Raw genomic sequence first — 17,768 nt, 5'->3', positions numbered from 1 at the left:
CATCTCTGTTGAAGAAAGCCTTACATATTAAGACTCTTTTTTTCTAAATTTTTTTGATATTATACAAGATAGATGAACATCCGTATACATAAAAATGTTTGTAATAGCAAGTTATAATTCTATAGACCTATGTTAATATCTAATGAAAATTCACAAATATCCATTAAAATCATGCATTACTATCAAAAAGATGGCCAAAGCCACCTTTTATTTGTTTTATATTTATTAATGCACAAGTTCCCTGACCTATATTCAAGCATCGTTAACAAAACCATCTATTGCTGCTTCCTTCTGGAAGCTTGAATGATTTGTTCTACTTCTTTCAGAATACTGTCCAAAGAAGCCGGATCATGCACATCGTATTCGTCAATGTTCAGCTTAAGTACCGGACAAGCGGTAAAGCCGCCAATCCATTTGGCATAGCGCTCATGCATCTCTTCCCAATATGCCGGATCGGTCTGAATTTCCATCTCCCGACCACGCTCTTGAATACGATTCAATATGGAAGGCAGACTGCCCTCCAGATAGATGAGAATGTCCGGATGAGGGAAATAAGGTGTCATGACCATCGCCTCAAACAGGCTGGAATACGTCTCAAAATCCGTCTCGCTCATTGTGCCTTTGTCCGCATGCATCTGCGCAAATATTCCGGTGTCCTCATAAATGGAACGGTCCTGAACATACCCGCCTCCTGCTTCAAATATACTTTTCTGCTCTTTGAAACGTTCAGCCAGAAAATAAATCTGAAGATGGAAGCTCCATCTCTCAAAGTCATGGTAGAACTTCTCCAGATAGGGATTGTGGTCCACCTTCTCCAGGGATGTCTTAAATGCTAGCCGCTCAGCAAGCGCAGCGGTAAGCGTCGATTTGCCTACACCTACTGTTCCTGCAACCGTAATTAAGGCGTTAGCCGGAATTTGTAATTCACTCATTTCATATACTCCTTTACTTCGGACACAATCAGGTCAAATTGCTCGCGATGCGTTACAAAATCAATCTGATTCCCGTCGATCGTAATAATTTTGGTATCAGGCTCACTCTCAGCAAGGGATGCCATTGCATGATCATAGTCGATAATCAGCTGCTCTAAATAGGCCGTATCCATATTTTGCTCAAACGACCGTCCCCGCATTTTAATACGCTTCAAGAGGGTCTGAAGATCAGCCCTAATATATATAATCAAATCCGGTTTCGGAAGATCACCTGTAAGAATGTGATAAATTTGACGATACTTTTCCCATTTCACGCCGGAGAGCGTACGCTGGGCAAAGATCAGATTTTTGTAGATATGGTAGTCGGAAATGACCTGCCGACCATGCTGAATATATTTCGTTGTTGTATCTTCCAGCTGCTTATAACGATTGCATAAGAAGAACATTTCCAGCTGAAAGCTCCACTCTTCAATGTTGTCATAGAACTTGCCGAGAAACGGATTCTCCTCCACAATCTCCTTCAGCAGCGGAATATTCAGCTTCTGTGACAGCATTGTGGACAGCGTCGTTTTACCAGCCCCGATCGGGCCCTCAACAGCGATAAAGGAACCTGTGCTCATGTGAATCCTCCTGTAGTTATCATGCCGATTAATCATTTATAGACAGTTTATTGTATCACAAGTTGAGGTCCGCGTGAGAGCACTAAAATCAGGAACAATTCACGAAGCAAAAATATCTCTCTTCGGTCATGAAGTTCATGAACCAAAGAGAGATACGATCATTCAAACGGCAGATTTATTTTTATTCAGCTTCACTCTTACCTTCGTAACGACTGCTCCACTCGGCAAGCACTTCATCCCGCTGACTCGCGGCTTCTTCAAGGTTATATTCGATCAATTGATTCATCGGATCTTGTGTATATCCTTCCGGAATGGCTCCGGATTCGTTCTTAACCGCCGTAATGGGATAATTCTTTGCATATTCCGTCATAGCTTCATCCGCAATAGCCCAGTCCAGGAAGTCCTTGGCTGTCTGCTTCACATGCTCCTTCTGTATAAGTGCATTCGCTTCGACATCCCAGCCAGAGCCCTCGCTTGGGAATACCACTTCAACTGGAGACCCTTCATTCTTCTCTACAATACCGCGGTATCCAAAGGAAATTCCGATCGGATATTCTCCCGTACCTGCCATCTTGGCCGGCTTGGATCCAGAGTGAGTGTAGACTCCAACATTGTCATGCAGCTTGTCCATATAGCTCCATGCCTCTTCCTCCCCGAGCAGCTGAGTGAGACCGGATACCGTTAGGAAGCCTGTCCCAGAGGAGGCCGGGTTCGGCATTGTGATCATTCCCTTGTATTCTGGCTTCAAGAGGTCCTCGTAAGTTTGCGGTACGGCGAGTCCACGGTTCTCCATCTCAATTGTATTTACAATAAATGCCGTCTCCCAAGCATCAATACCTACCCAACGCGCCGGTTCAGCCTCATCCTTGAATTCAGGCTGGATTCGCTCGATTCCTGCCGGAGAATAAGGAGCAAGCATGCCTTGCTCATCAAGGACAAGCAGACTTGTAGCTGCTACACCCCACACCACGTCGGCTTGAGGATTGTCCTTCTCAGCCAGCAGCTTGGCTGTAATGACGCCTGTAGAGTCGCGTACGATATTCAGCTTCACATTTGGATATTTCTCTCGGTAGGATGCTAAATATGCCTCTATTAAATCATCCTCCAGCGCAGTGTATACCGTGAGTTCTTCCTCTCCCGAGCCAGATCCGGCTTGCGCACTAGAGCCTTCACCGGCGCCGCTGCCGTTGGTTCCGCAGGCAGCCAGAAGTGCAGATATTAATAACAGGCATATGAGCAGCATTGCATCTTTTTTCATAAGTTGTCCCTCTCCCTATTCAGGTTGTGTTACTCAGTACTCCTCTACTATAGAGTACATACGTTAACGGCCTGTTAAACACAAGTAAAACATGTGTTTTTACACCATTTTCTATTGTTTTGTTGTGTGTTATAGATAATAAAATAACCATGACATGCACATTTTTCACACATCATGGTTATATGAAATGCAAGTCTGCGATTCGGGCATTTAATCGGCTACGACCCAATGCACATCCTCATCGGTTAATTTGCTCTCCCAGGCCGCAGGAGGCGGAACATCGCTCACGATCATGTCCACTTCTCTGAAGTCAGCAAATTTATAGAAGTGAGAGGTTCCGATCTTGGTGTGATCCGCCAGCACAATGGTCTGTTTCGCCTGCTTCATGAAGGTTCGTGCCAACAATCCTCTGTCATCCTCATAGCTCGTGATTCCGGTATCCAGCTGAAGGCCGTCCGCAACCACAAACGCTTTGTCGACATGGAAACCGGACATGAACTCTACAGCAAGTGTGCCTGATGCACGATAATGCTTGGAATTGATTCTTCCGCCGATAAGTACAATCTCTCCGTCGAACGCGCCTTTATTCTTATAATTGATTAACAAGTTCAAGGTATAGATTGAAGACACCAATATTGTCAGATGCTTTTTAAGAACGAGTGAATCGATCATCTGCAGTGTTGTCGTCCCTTCATCAATAACAACGATGTCGTGGTCCTGTACGAGAGAAGCTGCCGTCCTGCCGATTCGCTTTTTCTCCTCTGCCTGAAGCACTTCACGTTTGCCGTAGGCAGGCTCTTCCCGCTCCACGTTGAGTTTTACAGCACCTCCGTACACTCTCTTCAGCTTGTTCTCATTCTCTAGTTCCTCAAGGTATCTGCGAATGGTTTCCGAAGAGACATCCAATGCCCTTACCAGCTCAGGCGTTCTGATCTTACCCTGCATCTGGAGCATATCTAATATGGTCTGCTTTCGTTCCTCTCCAGCGAGTGACATCTATTCATTCTCCTTTGTAACCAGCTGTATTGTATAAATCTCAGTAAGACATTGATCACATCATAGTGATTATTTTGAGCTTATTCTAAGATATAGGACATTGAAAAACTATAGCTCGCTCTTTATTCCCGGCTCTCATCGCAGTTTACTTCTCTCCATTTGCAGCCTTTAGTCGCTTCACAATGCCGATCAGCTCCTCCATATCCGAAGCATGCACATCTCCAATCGTTCCAATCCGGAACGTAGGCACACTTGTCAGCTTACCTGGGTATAGAACGAAGCCTTCCGCCTTCAACCGGCTGTAAAATTCGGAGAAAGAGAAGTCATCCTCCGGATACCGGAACGAGGTAATGATCGGAGAATGCCATTCTTCCGGCAGTAATGTAGAGAAGCCCGCTTCCTTCATTCCCTGAACCAGCTGCTGCTGATTTCCACGGTATCTATGGTAGCGTGAATTCACACCACCCTCTTCCTCAAGCTCTATTAATGCCTGATCAAATGCTCGAACGACATGGGTTGGAGATGTGTAACGCCATTTTCCATTCATTCGTTCCATGATATCCCATTGATCATAGAGGTCCAGTGACAGTGAGCGTGCGTTGCCTTTACAAGCGGCGAGACAGCTGATTCGAGCAAGTACAAATCCGAAGCCGGGAACGCCCTGAATGCATTTGTTGCTGCTACTGATCAAATAGTCAATTCCTAGCTCATGCATATCCAGCGGAACCCCGCCGAAGCTGCTCATGGCATCCACGATTAGTGTTTTGCCCTGGTGTCTTACCGCATCACTCAGTCCCTGGAGTGGATTCAGTATCCCTGTTGTCGTCTCGCAGTGAACGATTGCCGCGTGAGTAATGGAAGGATCCTTCATCAGTGCCTCCTCAAAAACAGCCGGGCAAACCGCTTCTCTCTCATCAAAACGGACAGCGGTCACCGGGATGCCAAGCACCTTCGCCATTTCAACCATGCGTTCACCATATGCTCCGTTTACCGCTACTGCAAGCTTCCCCCCCTGCCTCGGCAGAGCTGTGCCAAGCACCGCTTCAACACTGAAGCTGCCACTTCCCTGCATAAGCACGGCGGTATATTCTTCTGTGTGCTCAGGTGCAGCCAGTCGAACCAGCCTGTGCCTAATAGAATTCACCAGTGCATTGTATTCATCGTCCCATGTACACCAATCCTTTAGCATGGCCTGCTTCACAGTGTCCGTCGTGGTTAACGGTCCGGGGGTCAACAGCAGATACGGATTATTGCTTGTCTTTTTTACAGTCAGCATGGAAGCTCTCCCTTCACCATACGAAGATTAATATCTTCAATGATTCGATCCAGCTCGCCAATCTCGGATATGATGTAGTGTGCACCTGCCTTTTTCAATCGTTCAGCAATCACGTCAAATCTCTTCTGCTTCTCTCCCTCAGGCAGCTTTCGTACCTCCTCCTCAGTAAGCCCCAGCTCATTGCCGCCAAATACAACACCCACAGCCCATACTCCAGCGTTACGTCCTTCTCTCATATCTGCTTCTGTATCCCCGCACTTGACGATATCCTTCATCTGAATCGTGCCCAGAGCTTCCGCATTGCGGAAGATCATCCAAGGATAAGGTCTGCCCGCGGCCGTCTCATCCGGTGCAATTACACTGTCCGGCTTATAGCCGTGCTTGGCCGCTTCAGGTACGATGACATCAAGCATCGCACGTGTATATCCCGTCGTTGTACCGATCGTAATACCTTTTGCATGCAGTCTGTCTGCCATCGCTACAGCACCCGGTACTGGAACTGCGAATTGATCGAGCAACGAGAACAGCATCGGTTCAAAGGCTTCATACATCGTAAGGACATCCTGTACATTCGGAAGACGGCCATATCGTTCCTGCCATGCTGCGGAAACTCCAGGATCTTCACAAATATCGCGCAGGTGATCGATCTTCATTCGTCCCATCGGCTTACGAATGACCTCAGAGCTGACCGCGATGCCGTGCTCTGCAAACAATCTCCGAAATGCCTCTACTGGAGCGAAGCTCCCGTAATCTACCATCGTACCTGCCCAATCCAAAATTACTGTTCTAATCATGTGATTACCTCCGATATCGTTATTTTGTTTAATTCCGCTACAGAATTTATCTCTTTTGCCACGCAGCGGTTTTGCGGCGAAGCCTAGCGGTAAGTGCCTCATATCCTCCGCGCACAGCTATATTCAGCAGGACGATAAGCACGGACATGGCTGCCGCCTGCGCTGTGTCCCCTGCATCATCCATATTTACAATCATGATGGACGCCAGCTTGAGGTCAGCACCATACAGGAACACGACGGCCGAGATCGTTACCATGCTGTTAACGAACAGGTAGACGAACATCTCGAGTATGGCCGACATGGACAATGGAACCGTAACCCGGAAGAAAGTTCGTCCTCTCCCTACGTTCATGGATTCCGACACCTGATCAAACTCCTTATCCATCATCTTGAGAGTCGTTGTGGCCGTCATGAAAGGAACCGAGTAAAAGTGCAGAATATTGGCCAGAACAAGAATCGCCATCGTACCATACATAAATCCAAGTGGATTGCCCGGGTGATTAAAGAAATAGATAAAGGCTAGGCCAATAACCAGGCCAGGCAGCGCCATCGGCAAAATAGATAAGAAGTAAGCCGCTTGTCTCAAGCCCCGGAATCCCTTCGTATTCTCAATGAGATAGGCAATAGCAAAGATCAGCACCGTACCGAGCACCGCCGTCATGATGGACATTTGCACACTGTTCCAAAATGGATCAAAGCCCCCTGCTGCCGCCTTGCTGAAATTAAAGTTATCCATTGTAAGCGACAGATTGTATGGCCACTTCTTAACAAATGCAGCGAATACGACAGCTCCCATCACCGTTACAATGACGAGTGAAAATATACCGGCATAGAGATAAGCAAACGTGTTGCGCAGCCTATTTCTTTTTATAGCGTATGGCACAGATTTAGATGTAACGTAAGCCTGCTGTTTGCGTGTAACGATGCGATCCAGAATAAAAGCGAGCACAGCGGGAACGGTCAGCATGATTCCGACGACAGCGCCCATGGACATGTTCTGCTGTCCGACTACCTGCTTATAGACATCTGTGGCCAGCACGCTGTATTGTCCGCCCACAACCTTGGGTGCTCCATAATCCGTAAAGCTGAGCGTAAAGCATACGGTAGCCGCGCTTAGTAACGCGTACTTAACCGAAGGCAGTGTGATGGACCACAGCTTTTTGAAATGTGATGCCCCCATGGAATCAGCAGCTTCGTACAAGCGGTAATCACTAATCATCAGCCCTGCCATCATGATCAAGAACGCCTGCGGAAAGGTGTAGATCACTTCAGCAATCAGAATGCCGACGGGCCCATAGAGCGGAATTCTCCATTCAAAGGGAAGTGCGCCAAAGAATCCGGTTGTGAACAGTCCCTGATTGCCAAAAAGATAAGTCAATGCCAATCCATGCATCATCGTTGGCGCGAACAAAGGAAGCATTGCCAGCCCTTTGATGATGCCCTTACCTTTGATATCCGTTCTCGTCAGCACATAAGCAAGTCCGAATGCGAGCGGTATGACGATCACTGTCGTCAGCACGGATACCGTAAGTGAATGCTGCAGGGATTGCAATAAAGCGGGAGACTCTCCATACTTCGCAAAGTTGGCCAGACCGACAAACACTCCATTCTGATCCATAAAAGCTTGTCTGAACAGAAAGATAAGCGGGAGGATAACCACAGTTACCAGTCCAAGCAGCACGATTAGAAGTGTCCACAAGGAGGAGCCTCTGCCACGGATTCTTAGCTGCTTCCATTTCCCTAATGTGATATGGCTTGAGGTTTGCTTCATCATTACTATCGTTCGCCTCCTTATCTAGCCCCTTCAGCTTCAAATTCCAGAATATGCTCAGGATTCAGCCGGAAGCTCATCAGCGAAGGAGAAGTCCAGTCCTTACGCCGTGCAGCTCCCGATGCGATATCGATCGCAATTCGGTGGTCTGTCGGCCTGCCCTGAACATCAGCCAGCTGCAGGTCAATGCGGTAGGAGGTCCCCCTGAACTCGACATGCTGTACATAACCGCTAATTAATCCTTCCTCCGGCACCGCAGCTGTTGTATCCAGCGAGATATGCTCAGGACGGATAGCGAACTGTTTATTGTCTTTGTTCTGCTTTATGACCTCAGCCGGGATAAAATTGATAGCCCCGATAAAGTCTGCCACAAAAGGAGACGATGGCTGATCATACACGTTCTGCGGCGTTCCGCACTGCATGATACGGCCATGATCCATCACGACAATCTGGTCTGCCATCGTTAGTGCCTCCTCTTGATCATGGGTAACCATGACCATCGTAATTCCCAGCTTCTGCTGCAGCTCACGCAGCTGATGTCTGAGCTTGTCGCGTACCTTCGCATCCAGTGCCGACAACGGCTCGTCCAGCAGAAGCACATCAGGCGACAGTGCAATAGCCCTTGCCAGTGCCACTCGCTGCTGCTGCCCGCCGGATAGCTGTGCCGGATATCTGGCTTCCGTTCCTGCAAGTCCAACCAGCTCCAGCATTTCTCTTACTCGTTCCTGAATCTGCTTTCTTGGCATTTTCCCTTTCAACCCGTAAGCGATGTTGTCTTTGACGGTCAGGTTGGGAAATAACGCATAAGATTGAAACACAATACCAAAGTTCCGTTTAGCTGGTCGCAGCCCGGTTATATCCTGTCCTTCATGGATAATCCTTCCTTGATCCGGTTGCTCGAGCCCTGCCAGAATCCGCAGCAATGTCGTCTTGCCGCAGCCGCTGGGACCCAATAGACATGTGAACTTTCCCTTGGGTATCGTTACATTGATATGTTGTAGTGCTGTATAGGTTCCAAACGACTTGCTAATGCTCTCAATCACCAAGCCCCCACTGTTCATTTGCATTCTCCTAACTTACTTTCTTTGAATTGCCTGCTAGCGTAACAGCCAGTTTGTCTTAATTGCCTTAGCTGTAACTACAGTCTACGGAACCATTGTTAACAGAGTGTCAATCACACGTTAATTTTGTGTTTTTACTTGTTTTTAGTTTGTTTTGGCTATACAAACACAAAAAAAGCTGTTGCTAACTCCTTTATAGGAGTCAGAACAGCTTCCATTTTATTGACGATTTAGTATCTGGATAGCTACAGAATCGGTCTATTCTTAATTTAAACTATCGCAGTATATGATCATTGCTTCTCTTAGAAATGCAGCGTATCCTGGAGTTCTCCCTTTTTCTATATTGTTCGTAAATCTTGAATCCTCCACATACAGATCGGCCAGCCCACGAAAAATTTCGGGTGTACAGTCATAGTAGTTGTTTGTAATCTCCTGACGAAGCTCAGCAACCCCCTCCTGTACCTGTGCATTTGCCGGCCCCAGATCCATCGCGCCTTCAATCTTGTCGTTAATCTCTTTATTTCTGGCGTGAATTCTCGCCCAATCCTGCTCCGTGTAGGCATCTGTTCTGCGCTCAGTCTGCGTGACCATCTCAGCTCCGTACTTCTCCTTCGCTTCCTGTGAATACTTCGCCTTATGCTCTTCAATAGATTTCATATCAAAGCCGTTAAACATCTCTTCCTTTGACATTGTCATTCCCCCATTCTCCTCTTCTAACGTTCGATCGACGGTATCGATCAATTCCTCAAGCCGTCTCTTTTGTTCCAAGAGCAGCTCTTTATGCGCGGCAAGCGCTCCCCTTCGGTCGAAATCCGGCCTATCCAGAATCGGTCCGATCTCCTGCAGCGAGAACCCGATCTCGCGAAAAAACAGCACCTGCTGCAGACGTTTCAAATTGTCGTCTGAATACAGCCGGTGACCGGACTCGGTGACTTCATCCGGCTTAACCAGTCCAATCTCGTCGTAGTGATGCAGCGTTCTTATCGTGACTCCCGTGAATTTTGCCACTTCTTTCACTTTGTACAGCATTTCTTCACCTCCCTGAACTGATCATAATCCATCACGTTGCGTTAGGTTCAAGCGTTTCAGTCGTTCCATTTTTGGCTGCCTCTCTCCGGTTGCTATCACAAAAGTCATTCGTCATCCAAAAATTCCACTTGGGTGGTTTTGTAGGTATCTCGAGGATGCATCAAAGCGGACGTTCCATTTTTGACTGCCTCTCTCTCCGGTTGCTATCGCAAAAGTCGTTCGTCATTCAAAAATTCCACTTGGGTGGTTTTGTAGGTATCTCGAGGATGCATCAAAGCGCACGTTCCATTTTTGGCTGTCTCTCTCTGGTTGCTCCGCAAAAGTCGTTCGTCATTCAAAAATTCCACTCAGGGAGTAAAAAACCGAAATAATGTGACAAAATCCAAAAAATGCGACCTGTCCTTCCCCGAATGTTATTAGATAAAATAAAGTCGCCCCCATTTGGAAGCGTTTACCAAATCTATTTTTTGCTGGGGAGCATCTACTCTTTTGAGGGAGGTTATTTATGAAGCATCGTCACGCTACAGGAAAAAGTATTTTGCACGCCGCATTCAGCTTATTCTTAACCGCAATTCTGATCACCACCTTCAGCCTGCTGCCCGCAACGAATGTTCATGCAGCTGAAGAAGCAGCCCCATCCATTACCTCTATGACCTACTTCTCAGCTGCCGACGGGCCTGTTATTACAAACTCGGGTGTTGGGCAGGCCAGCTATGGTTTTGTCATGCCGGTATTTAACGGAGGCGCTGTTACATGGAATGAAGTTGCTCAAGATTTGGGAGTTAAGGTAAAGCTCAATGGCAGCTGGGTTGATATTGATAGTATCGACAGCTTTACTTACAACCAAAACTGGGGGCACTGGAGCGATGGCGGCTTCAATGGCTATTGGTTTACCCTTTCCTCTACAACGGAGCTTCAGCTGTACTCCAAAACAACAGGAGCTACGCTGGAGTATACGCTCGTATTCAATAACATCAACAAAACAACCATCACCGCGATGACCCCGACTCAAGGACCGCAGATTACAGCAGGATATACAGGCGGTGCAGGCTTTACCTATCCTACTTTTAATAATGATCCAGCTGTAACGTATCAAGCCGTAGCAGATGATCTGAAGGTTTACGTCAAGCCGATCAATGACACGGAGTGGATTGATATTGACAACAATGCAGCCAGCGGCTGGATCTATGATCAGAACTTTGGTCAATTTACCGATGGCGGCGGCGGATTCTGGTTCAATGTAACTGAGTCGATCAATGTCAAATTAGAATCTAAAACGTCGGGTGCTAACGTTATTTACACGATTACTTTTAATGAACCGGTAAGAAACTCTTATGTAATAACACCCTATGAGGGGACAACATTTACAGCAGATGAGAGCGGCGCCATTGGCATTCCTCTTCCCAAGATCGATGGCGGAGCTGCTATAGGTAATGAGCTCGGTAATTTTGTATACCAGATCAACGTTGGCGGAGTATGGATAGACCTGGATCAATCTAGCCAGAGCGGATTTACATACGCCTCGAACGGATATAACAACATGTCGGATGCCAATCAGTGGGGCTATTGGGCGGATCACATCTATGGTCTCTGGTTTCAACCCATCCAAGAGGATATGCAGATTCGAATCGGCTATCCGCTGAATGGTCAAAAAGGAGGCAATATCGGCAATAATTACGTGGTCTATACCTTTATTGGCAATCCAGATGCCCCGCGTCCAGATGTAACTGATCAAGAAGATATTGCAATTGGCACGCCAAGTAATCCTGACATTCAAGGCATGAACCTCATCTGGCGGGATGAATTTAATGGATCCGCACTTGATACAAGCAAGTGGAGCTATGAAACAGGATATTATCTTAATGATGACCCGAACACCTGGGGCTGGGGTAACTCCGAGCTGCAGCATTACACGAATAGTACACAGAATGTCTTTGTACAAGATGGGAATCTAAACATCAAAGCCTTGAACGAGCCAAAATCCTTCCCGCAAGACCCAAGTCGGTATGCACAATACTCTTCCGGTAAGATTAATACAAAGAATAAGTTCTCTCTCGAATATGGCAGAGTGGATTTTCGTGCGAAGCTGCCGACGGGGAATGGCCTATGGCCAGCCTTGTGGATGCTCCCAGAGAACAGTACTTATGGGGTATGGGCATCATCCGGTGAGATCGATGTTATGGAAGCCAGAGGACGCCTGCCGGGCTCAACCAGCGGCGCTGTGCATTTTGGCGGACAATGGCCAGCTAACCGGCATCTCTCAGGAGAGTATCACTTCCCGGAAGGCCAGACGTTCGCAAATGATTATCACGTGTATTCTGTCGTATGGGAAGAAGACAACATTAAATGGTATGTGGACGGCAAGTTCTTCTTCAAAGTGACCAGAGAGCAGTGGTACTCCACTGCTGCACCGGATAATCCGAATGCACCATTCGATGAGCCTTTCTATCTCATTATGAATCTTGCGGTTGGCGGAAGCTTTGACGGTGGACAGACACCGAATCCCGGCGATATTCCTGCCTCCATGCAGGTGGATTATGTCCGTGTCTACAAGGAAGGCAGCTCGAATCCTGACCCTACGGACCCTACAGACCCTACTGAACCCGAACCGATCTCTGTCGTTGGAGATGAGGTTAAGGGGCTGAAAATCCTAGGAGATGATTTGCAGTTCTATGTGAATGGTGCAACTTTTGCGGATTTACACTATAAAGTGAACAACGGTGGTCAATTGAACGTCGCTATGAGCTCCACAGGGAATGGCAATTACACCTACAGCGTCAATAACCTTCAGCAAGGCGATACTATTGAGTACTTCTTCACCTATAATCCCGGTGGAGGGGCGTTAGATACTCCTTGGCTCACTTACACCCATGGCGTTACCCAAGGTGTGCCAGAATAACATATCGATTCTAAGCAGGTACAGCATCCGTCATCATCATTTCAGGTCAAAGCACCTCTATAAGCTCAAAAGAAAGAAGCAGGCTCAATTCACACTGGCCTGCTTCTTTCTGTATAGTCGATCTCCGTAATCAACCGTTCTTAATTCAATGTGCTCGGCTCATCTAAGGAAACGCCGTAAACTTCCTTGTACAGCTGTACCTTATACGAATGGAACTCCGTTTCTGTCAATCGCTGAGGATAGCTCATGATACACAGGGGCAGATCCGGCTGGCCTTCACGCAGTGGCGGCTGCATATATTTGTGATCCCCTAGCTGAAAACCGAGCCGTTCGTAGAATCCGATTCTTCTTCGCTTCAGCTCATCTTCGGGAGGCTCGACTTCTAGAATTACCGGCAGAGCCGATTCCTTCATGAATTGTTCCATTAACAGCCGTCCTCTTCCTCCCCCTCGAATGACCGGTGTTACGGCGATATGCTCCACAAATCGAAAGCTCTCGAATTCCCACCCTGCGAGAAAAGCAATGACCTTCCCTTGCTCATCCTGTTGTGTCAGCAGGCGATAATACGGATTAGACAATAGCCTCTTCTGCCCTTCATAGCTCCGAAACTCAATAATTGGAAAAGAATCCTCCATAATGCTATATATTTGATCAAACTTTTCTGGGTGAATCATTCTCTCACTTCCTCATGCCTCAATCTGCTTGATTTTGTAAGCTGCAGCCAATGTGCTGCCTTGTTCAGTCTAGCACTGATCTTCAAATAAACTCAAACATACAGCTCACCCTTGATGCAATGATCAATGATGCCCCGTTACGTACAATCTATCTTATCCAACTCTTCCCATAATGATGTGGACACAACAGAAAAGCCCGGGCCTTCTGGCCTGGACTTTTCCCTTCATATGAAGTATTGAATAAATGACAGCTGAGTGACTGTCAAGCAGGTATGCCTGCTGATAAGTGAGTGGGTAGGCTGTAGCCTATTTCAAATCCACACGCGGTACTTTTTTGCCTCCATGTGATGATCGCGAGCTTCTCATCATACTGGAAACGGATGTAAACAGCTTATCCCTCGCTTTTTTATTCCTCATCAAGTAAGTGACTCCAGCGCCAATCGCTGTCATAATAATTCCTCTTTTTTTAGACATGGTAACTTCCTCCTTATAGGATAGATTTCATCGTGTCTTGCTTGAAATTTACCCTCTGCGGCGAAAACGAAACGCTAACGCTGACGATTAACTGTAATTTGCATCGTTAACCTGCTCTAATTCATATCTGCCGAGGATACCGATGTCTGTGTTTTCCAAATTATAAATTTCTGGTCATCCTTGGACTGTTCCCAGGCCGTATCATACACCACTTGCACATCGGGATGCGCTGTGAAATACTCCTCTTTCACTTCAAACCTCACTTCATAAGTGCTTGTCTCTTCATTACTGCTGGCGATGTTAACCTCAGGCTCTGTGAAGACCTTCTCTGCCTCATCAGGTAATACAAACTGGACTTGATAATCCGGATTATTCGTAATTTCTGCAGTAATCCGAACTTCGCATCCTGCGTCATTGTAGTGGGAATATTCCATATGCATCTGATCTTGTTCTGGTATCTCTTCGTATTGGGGAGTACCTGCTCCGTCCAGAAGATAATAAACTTTCTCTAATTTCGGCGCAGCTTCTTCGACCACGGCTGGTTCTGAGCAGCCTGCTGCCAGCAAGCCTGTTAAAACGGTAAATAGCATAAGTTTTGTTAGACGATTCATAGATAAAAATACTCCATTTCTTAAATGATATTTTTTTCTTATGCGAAGGAATTACATATCGATTCAGCAATAGTAACTGCTCTTAACTACCCCCATCAAAAGGAGGAGTGAAATTACCCACCCTCTTTGTCCCGATCTGTCTTGATTGCTTGACTGTTCGTCGCTGCTTTGGCTTCAGCATCCAAATCCCGAACCGTCTTTGTCAGCCGGGTTATGGAATTGTCCAGCTTATCTAAACGCGTCCCAATCGTGCTCAGAATATACCGGAGCAAAATGACACAAACCGCCATAGGAAAGCCGATATTCGTCACTAGATAAATGATCTCTTCCAAATTAATTAACTCCATTGTAAATCCCTCCCTTATATATGGAAAGGTAATGGAATCGGACATTTTACAACCACGATCCGTATTTTTCGTGAAAAACGGTTCTTAACCGAACTCATCGCAACGCAAAGAACCGCCCGGAATTCCTGCCGGACGGTCTAAGTTCACTTCACTGAAAAGTGAATTCTCTATATCCTGTTACATTGATGTCGCTTTATTTCTGACCTTCGGAAGCCGTATCCGAAGACTTCTTAGTGCCTTTACTCTTATAAGGCTTGGGTGCACTCTTGGCGCGTCGCTCACTGGCTTGCCAGCGATTCCAGCCTTTTTTGCCTGTCCCTCTGCCTGTTCCGCCTTTACCTTTTGCCATGCTATCCTTCACCACTTTATATTCATTTCCATACTTATGGGTTAGCCTATCACTATACAGGAAAGAGAGCTCAATGTACAGTATCCGCGGCTTAGGAAGAAGCTTTAAGATGCTCCTCCATGTACCTGTTTATCGAATTTTGGATAGAATCCGCATTCGTCATGTCATATTAAGAGAGCAACTGCCCCATGACTTGTGCTGCTGTCTTCTCCCCGTTCAGCATACAATCAGGAATCCCTACTCCATAGTAGGAGCAGCCTGCAAGCCAAATTCCCGGGAAATAAAGTGCCATATTATGCTCCAGCGACTGAACCAGCTCATGATGCTTCATATGGTAATTTGGCATTTGCTCATGCCATTTGCGGACGTGATGTGTGATCGGCTTCGCCGAAATTCCCATTGCCTCGCGAATGTCCGTCAGCGCAACTTCGATGAGCTCCTCCTCGGATAACGGAAGAAGAGAGTCATATACCGGCTTCGTGCTTTTATAAAAAAGTCTGACCAGTAAACGGCTGTGATCTGAGGTATGCTTCCACTTTCGGCTTGTCCATGTACAAGCATTGCACTTCAGGTCACTTGTATCCGTCGTTATGAACCCTGTCCCGTTAGCCGGCAGCTCACTGTCCGGCACATCAAAGCCCAAATAGACGCTGATCAAGGAGCTGCTCTTCAGCTGCTCAAAATCACTCGTAAGCTCAGGCTTAGCCAGCATGCTTCCCGCTGCGGTATGGGGAATGCTGAGCACGACATAATCGGCTTCCAGTGCATCATCAGTCGATAAATTCAACACATACTTTCCATCCACAGACTCAATGCGGGTAACGGATGTATCTGTACGAATATCCACCTCGGAGAGCTCCCTCTCAAACGCCTCAATGAGATCCGACATCCCTCCGGCAAAGGAGAGGAATTTCTTCTCTCCAGAGGACTTCAGCTTGGCTCGCTGCTCAGACAGTCCACGAATCAGACTTCCATATTCGTTTTTGTAGTCCAAGAGATAGGACAGTGTCGATGCCAGCGTAAGGTCATATATATTCCCCGAATATACTCCGGATATAACAGGTGCAATCTGCTTCTCTACAAATTCCCTGCCGAGAAAGGCCTCCAGAAATTCACCCAGGGAATCATTTTGGGTAAACCGGTCATTCGGTGTATAAAAATCCTTAAGTGCCTCGACCTTTCCTTCAGCTGACACAAGCGTCGTGCTGGCCAGAGATTCGATACTCATCGGTATCCCGAACATGGAATCATCCGGTATCTGCTTCAGCGCCCCATCACTGTGGACAAAAGAAGTCCCTGTCTCGTTGTAAACGACTCGATCGGTCAGCCCAAGCTGCTCAATGTATTGGAACGTATTCTTCTTGCGCGTCACAATGGAATCGGCTCCCGTCTCCATCGTAAACTCTCCATCATGCATGGTGCTGATCTTCCCGCCCAGCACAGACTCCGCCTCTAACAGGACAATCCGCACCTCTTGACCGCTTCTTATTTCTTTTTGCAAATGATAGGCACAGGACAGACCTGTAATGCCTCCGCCGACGATGGCCACTGTCTTCAATGGAATCACACCTTCTATATCTTTAAGTTGTTATTCTTCTTTGTGCCATACAAAATATGATACTCAAAAGTAATATTCTGCTGCCTGATAACTTCCTTCAGCTTATGTTCTGCAATCCCCCAGGTCAGGGGTGTCATATGAACCAAATGAGCCATTTCCTCCGCGTCAAGCTGAAGTGTGTAGCTCACCTTCTCCTCACGAATGATGTGGTAATGATGGGAAAAATGCTCGATTGTGTGCTTATTATCGTACGACTGCTGCGCCGTACGCTCATAGAATCGGCTTCTCAGCTCCTGCAAATACCCGCTGCCCGGAATAACCTTAATGATGATGCCATCATCTGTAAGCAGTCTGTGAAACTCTTCATAATTGGAGGGGGACAGGATATTCAGAATATAAGGAAAGCTGCTGCTCCTAAACGGCATTCTGGCCAAATCTCCGACGCACCAGAGGTTATCTGCTTCTTGCTTGGCCGCAAGCAGAATTCCTTCCTTGGAAATATCGAGCCCAGCACCGAACCATTCATGTCTCGTCAGGGAGACAAGCTTCTGCTGAATCTGAATTAATAATGATCCTTCGCCGCATCCGGCATCCAGCAGCATATTCGGTGTGGAGGTATTATTGTACCGAAATTGATCCGGTAAATGCTTCATTATTCCTACCGCGATTGCCTCAATCAGTGGTTCAAGCTTACCAGCGGAGATCAGCTGCTTGCGTGCACGGAATAATGTGCGACCATATGGGGTTTTAACCGCACGCAGCAGCAAATTAATGTAACCAAATTTCGATATATCAAAAGTATGTCCTTGTGGACAAAACAGGCTTTTTCCAGACCTTGAATCCATTACTCCGTGACACATGGGACAACGAAGCAAATGCAACATATGAGAATTCAACACGTAGTACACCCCGTTCATTCATTTATCGTAAGAATGAAAAAGGCACAGAAAAATAAACCCCTGGCTTGTAGTTTTAAAAAAAACGCCTGGGCTTACTTATAATCTGTACCTCTCATTAACGATAGCGAATGAACTGAATTATCATACGTCGTTCTCCTTAAAATAGAAAAGTGAGAACAGAAACCTCTGTTCTCACTTTATTTTACCGTGGCATGAAGCT

General features: G+C 46.7%; 17 protein-coding genes. 1 reads left to right on the top strand and 16 read right to left on the bottom strand.

Features of this window, described 5'->3' with window-relative positions; translation table 11 throughout:
- Window positions 1-275: 275 nt before the first annotated feature.
- The 9 genes from BLW49_RS20945 to BLW49_RS20905 form a co-directional block, all read right to left on the bottom strand.
- Window positions 276-932, bottom strand: a complete 657-nt coding sequence (locus BLW49_RS20945) for a deoxynucleoside kinase (RefSeq protein ID WP_090726681.1) — start codon at window positions 930-932, stop codon at window positions 276-278.
- On the bottom strand, window positions 929-1,552 hold the full coding sequence (locus tag BLW49_RS20940; RefSeq protein WP_090726680.1) for a deoxynucleoside kinase: 624 nt from the start codon (window positions 1,550-1,552) through the stop codon (window positions 929-931). The genes BLW49_RS20945 and BLW49_RS20940 overlap by 4 nt, the downstream gene beginning before the upstream one ends.
- A gap of 181 nt (window positions 1,553-1,733) precedes the next feature.
- Window positions 1,734-2,810, bottom strand: coding sequence for a putative 2-aminoethylphosphonate ABC transporter substrate-binding protein (locus tag BLW49_RS20935; protein ID WP_090726677.1), 1,077 nt, complete (start codon window positions 2,808-2,810; stop codon window positions 1,734-1,736).
- A 210-nt stretch (window positions 2,811-3,020) separates the two neighbouring features.
- Complete coding sequence (locus BLW49_RS20930) at window positions 3,021-3,806, bottom strand: DeoR/GlpR family DNA-binding transcription regulator (protein ID WP_090726675.1); 786 nt, start codon at window positions 3,804-3,806, stop codon at window positions 3,021-3,023.
- 145 nt (window positions 3,807-3,951) lie between these two features.
- Entirely contained in the window at window positions 3,952-5,082 is a 1,131-nt protein-coding gene (gene phnW / locus BLW49_RS20925; RefSeq protein ID WP_090726673.1) for a 2-aminoethylphosphonate--pyruvate transaminase, read from the bottom strand.
- Window positions 5,076-5,876: a phosphonoacetaldehyde hydrolase gene (gene phnX / locus BLW49_RS20920; protein ID WP_090726671.1), complete on the bottom strand. Its 801-nt coding sequence runs from the start codon at window positions 5,874-5,876 to the stop codon at window positions 5,076-5,078. The genes phnW and phnX overlap by 7 nt, the downstream gene beginning before the upstream one ends.
- Window positions 5,877-5,922: 46 nt before the next feature.
- The gene (locus BLW49_RS20915) at window positions 5,923-7,650 is read right to left on the bottom strand and encodes a putative 2-aminoethylphosphonate ABC transporter permease subunit (RefSeq protein WP_090726669.1); all 1,728 of its coding nucleotides are present in this window, start codon (window positions 7,648-7,650) and stop codon (window positions 5,923-5,925) included.
- 17 nt (window positions 7,651-7,667) lie between these two features.
- Window positions 7,668-8,708 (bottom strand): ABC transporter ATP-binding protein, encoded by a 1,041-nt coding sequence (locus BLW49_RS20910; RefSeq protein ID WP_090726667.1) that lies wholly within the window; start codon window positions 8,706-8,708, stop codon window positions 7,668-7,670.
- Window positions 8,709-8,972: 264 nt separating this feature from the next.
- Window positions 8,973-9,737 (bottom strand): MerR family transcriptional regulator, encoded by a 765-nt coding sequence (locus tag BLW49_RS20905; RefSeq protein ID WP_090726666.1) that lies wholly within the window; start codon window positions 9,735-9,737, stop codon window positions 8,973-8,975.
- A 505-nt stretch (window positions 9,738-10,242) separates the two neighbouring features.
- On the opposite strand from BLW49_RS20905, the gene BLW49_RS20900 reads away from it, so the two are divergent.
- A complete protein-coding gene (locus BLW49_RS20900; protein WP_090726664.1) occupies window positions 10,243-12,636 on the top strand; it encodes a glycoside hydrolase family 16 protein in 2,394 nt (797 codons plus the stop codon).
- A gap of 140 nt (window positions 12,637-12,776) precedes the next feature.
- On the opposite strand, the gene BLW49_RS20895 is transcribed toward BLW49_RS20900, so the two are convergent.
- The 7 genes from BLW49_RS20895 to BLW49_RS20870 all read right to left on the bottom strand — a co-directional run bounded on the left by BLW49_RS20895 (window position 12,777) and on the right by BLW49_RS20870 (window position 17,509).
- The gene (locus tag BLW49_RS20895) at window positions 12,777-13,310 is read right to left on the bottom strand and encodes a GNAT family N-acetyltransferase (RefSeq protein WP_076312286.1); all 534 of its coding nucleotides are present in this window, start codon (window positions 13,308-13,310) and stop codon (window positions 12,777-12,779) included.
- Window positions 13,311-13,616: 306 nt separating this feature from the next.
- Window positions 13,617-13,784 (bottom strand): hypothetical protein, encoded by a 168-nt coding sequence (locus tag BLW49_RS28905; protein WP_177178814.1) that lies wholly within the window; start codon window positions 13,782-13,784, stop codon window positions 13,617-13,619.
- Between the two features lie 116 nt (window positions 13,785-13,900).
- Window positions 13,901-14,395 carry a hypothetical protein gene (locus tag BLW49_RS20890; RefSeq protein WP_090726662.1) on the bottom strand — a complete coding sequence of 165 codons (495 nt, stop codon included), beginning with the start codon at window positions 14,393-14,395 and terminating at the stop codon, window positions 13,901-13,903.
- 113 nt (window positions 14,396-14,508) lie between these two features.
- On the bottom strand, window positions 14,509-14,742 hold the full coding sequence (locus tag BLW49_RS20885) for a YvrJ family protein (protein ID WP_076312288.1): 234 nt from the start codon (window positions 14,740-14,742) through the stop codon (window positions 14,509-14,511).
- A 193-nt stretch (window positions 14,743-14,935) separates the two neighbouring features.
- Window positions 14,936-15,091, bottom strand: a complete 156-nt coding sequence (locus BLW49_RS20880) for a DUF3934 family protein (RefSeq protein ID WP_076312289.1) — start codon at window positions 15,089-15,091, stop codon at window positions 14,936-14,938.
- Between the two features lie 169 nt (window positions 15,092-15,260).
- Complete coding sequence (gene hemG / locus BLW49_RS20875) at window positions 15,261-16,649, bottom strand: protoporphyrinogen oxidase (RefSeq protein WP_090726661.1); 1,389 nt, start codon at window positions 16,647-16,649, stop codon at window positions 15,261-15,263.
- Between the two features lie 14 nt (window positions 16,650-16,663).
- On the bottom strand, window positions 16,664-17,509 hold the full coding sequence (locus tag BLW49_RS20870) for a putative RNA methyltransferase (RefSeq protein WP_371264602.1): 846 nt from the start codon (window positions 17,507-17,509) through the stop codon (window positions 16,664-16,666).
- Window positions 17,510-17,768: the final 259 nt, after the last annotated feature.

It is taken from the genome of Paenibacillus sp. PDC88 (genome assembly GCF_900106725.1).
Lineage (GTDB): Bacteria > Bacillota > Bacilli > Paenibacillales > Paenibacillaceae > Paenibacillus > Paenibacillus shunpengii.
This window is presented reverse-complemented; position numbering and strand designations above follow the sequence as displayed.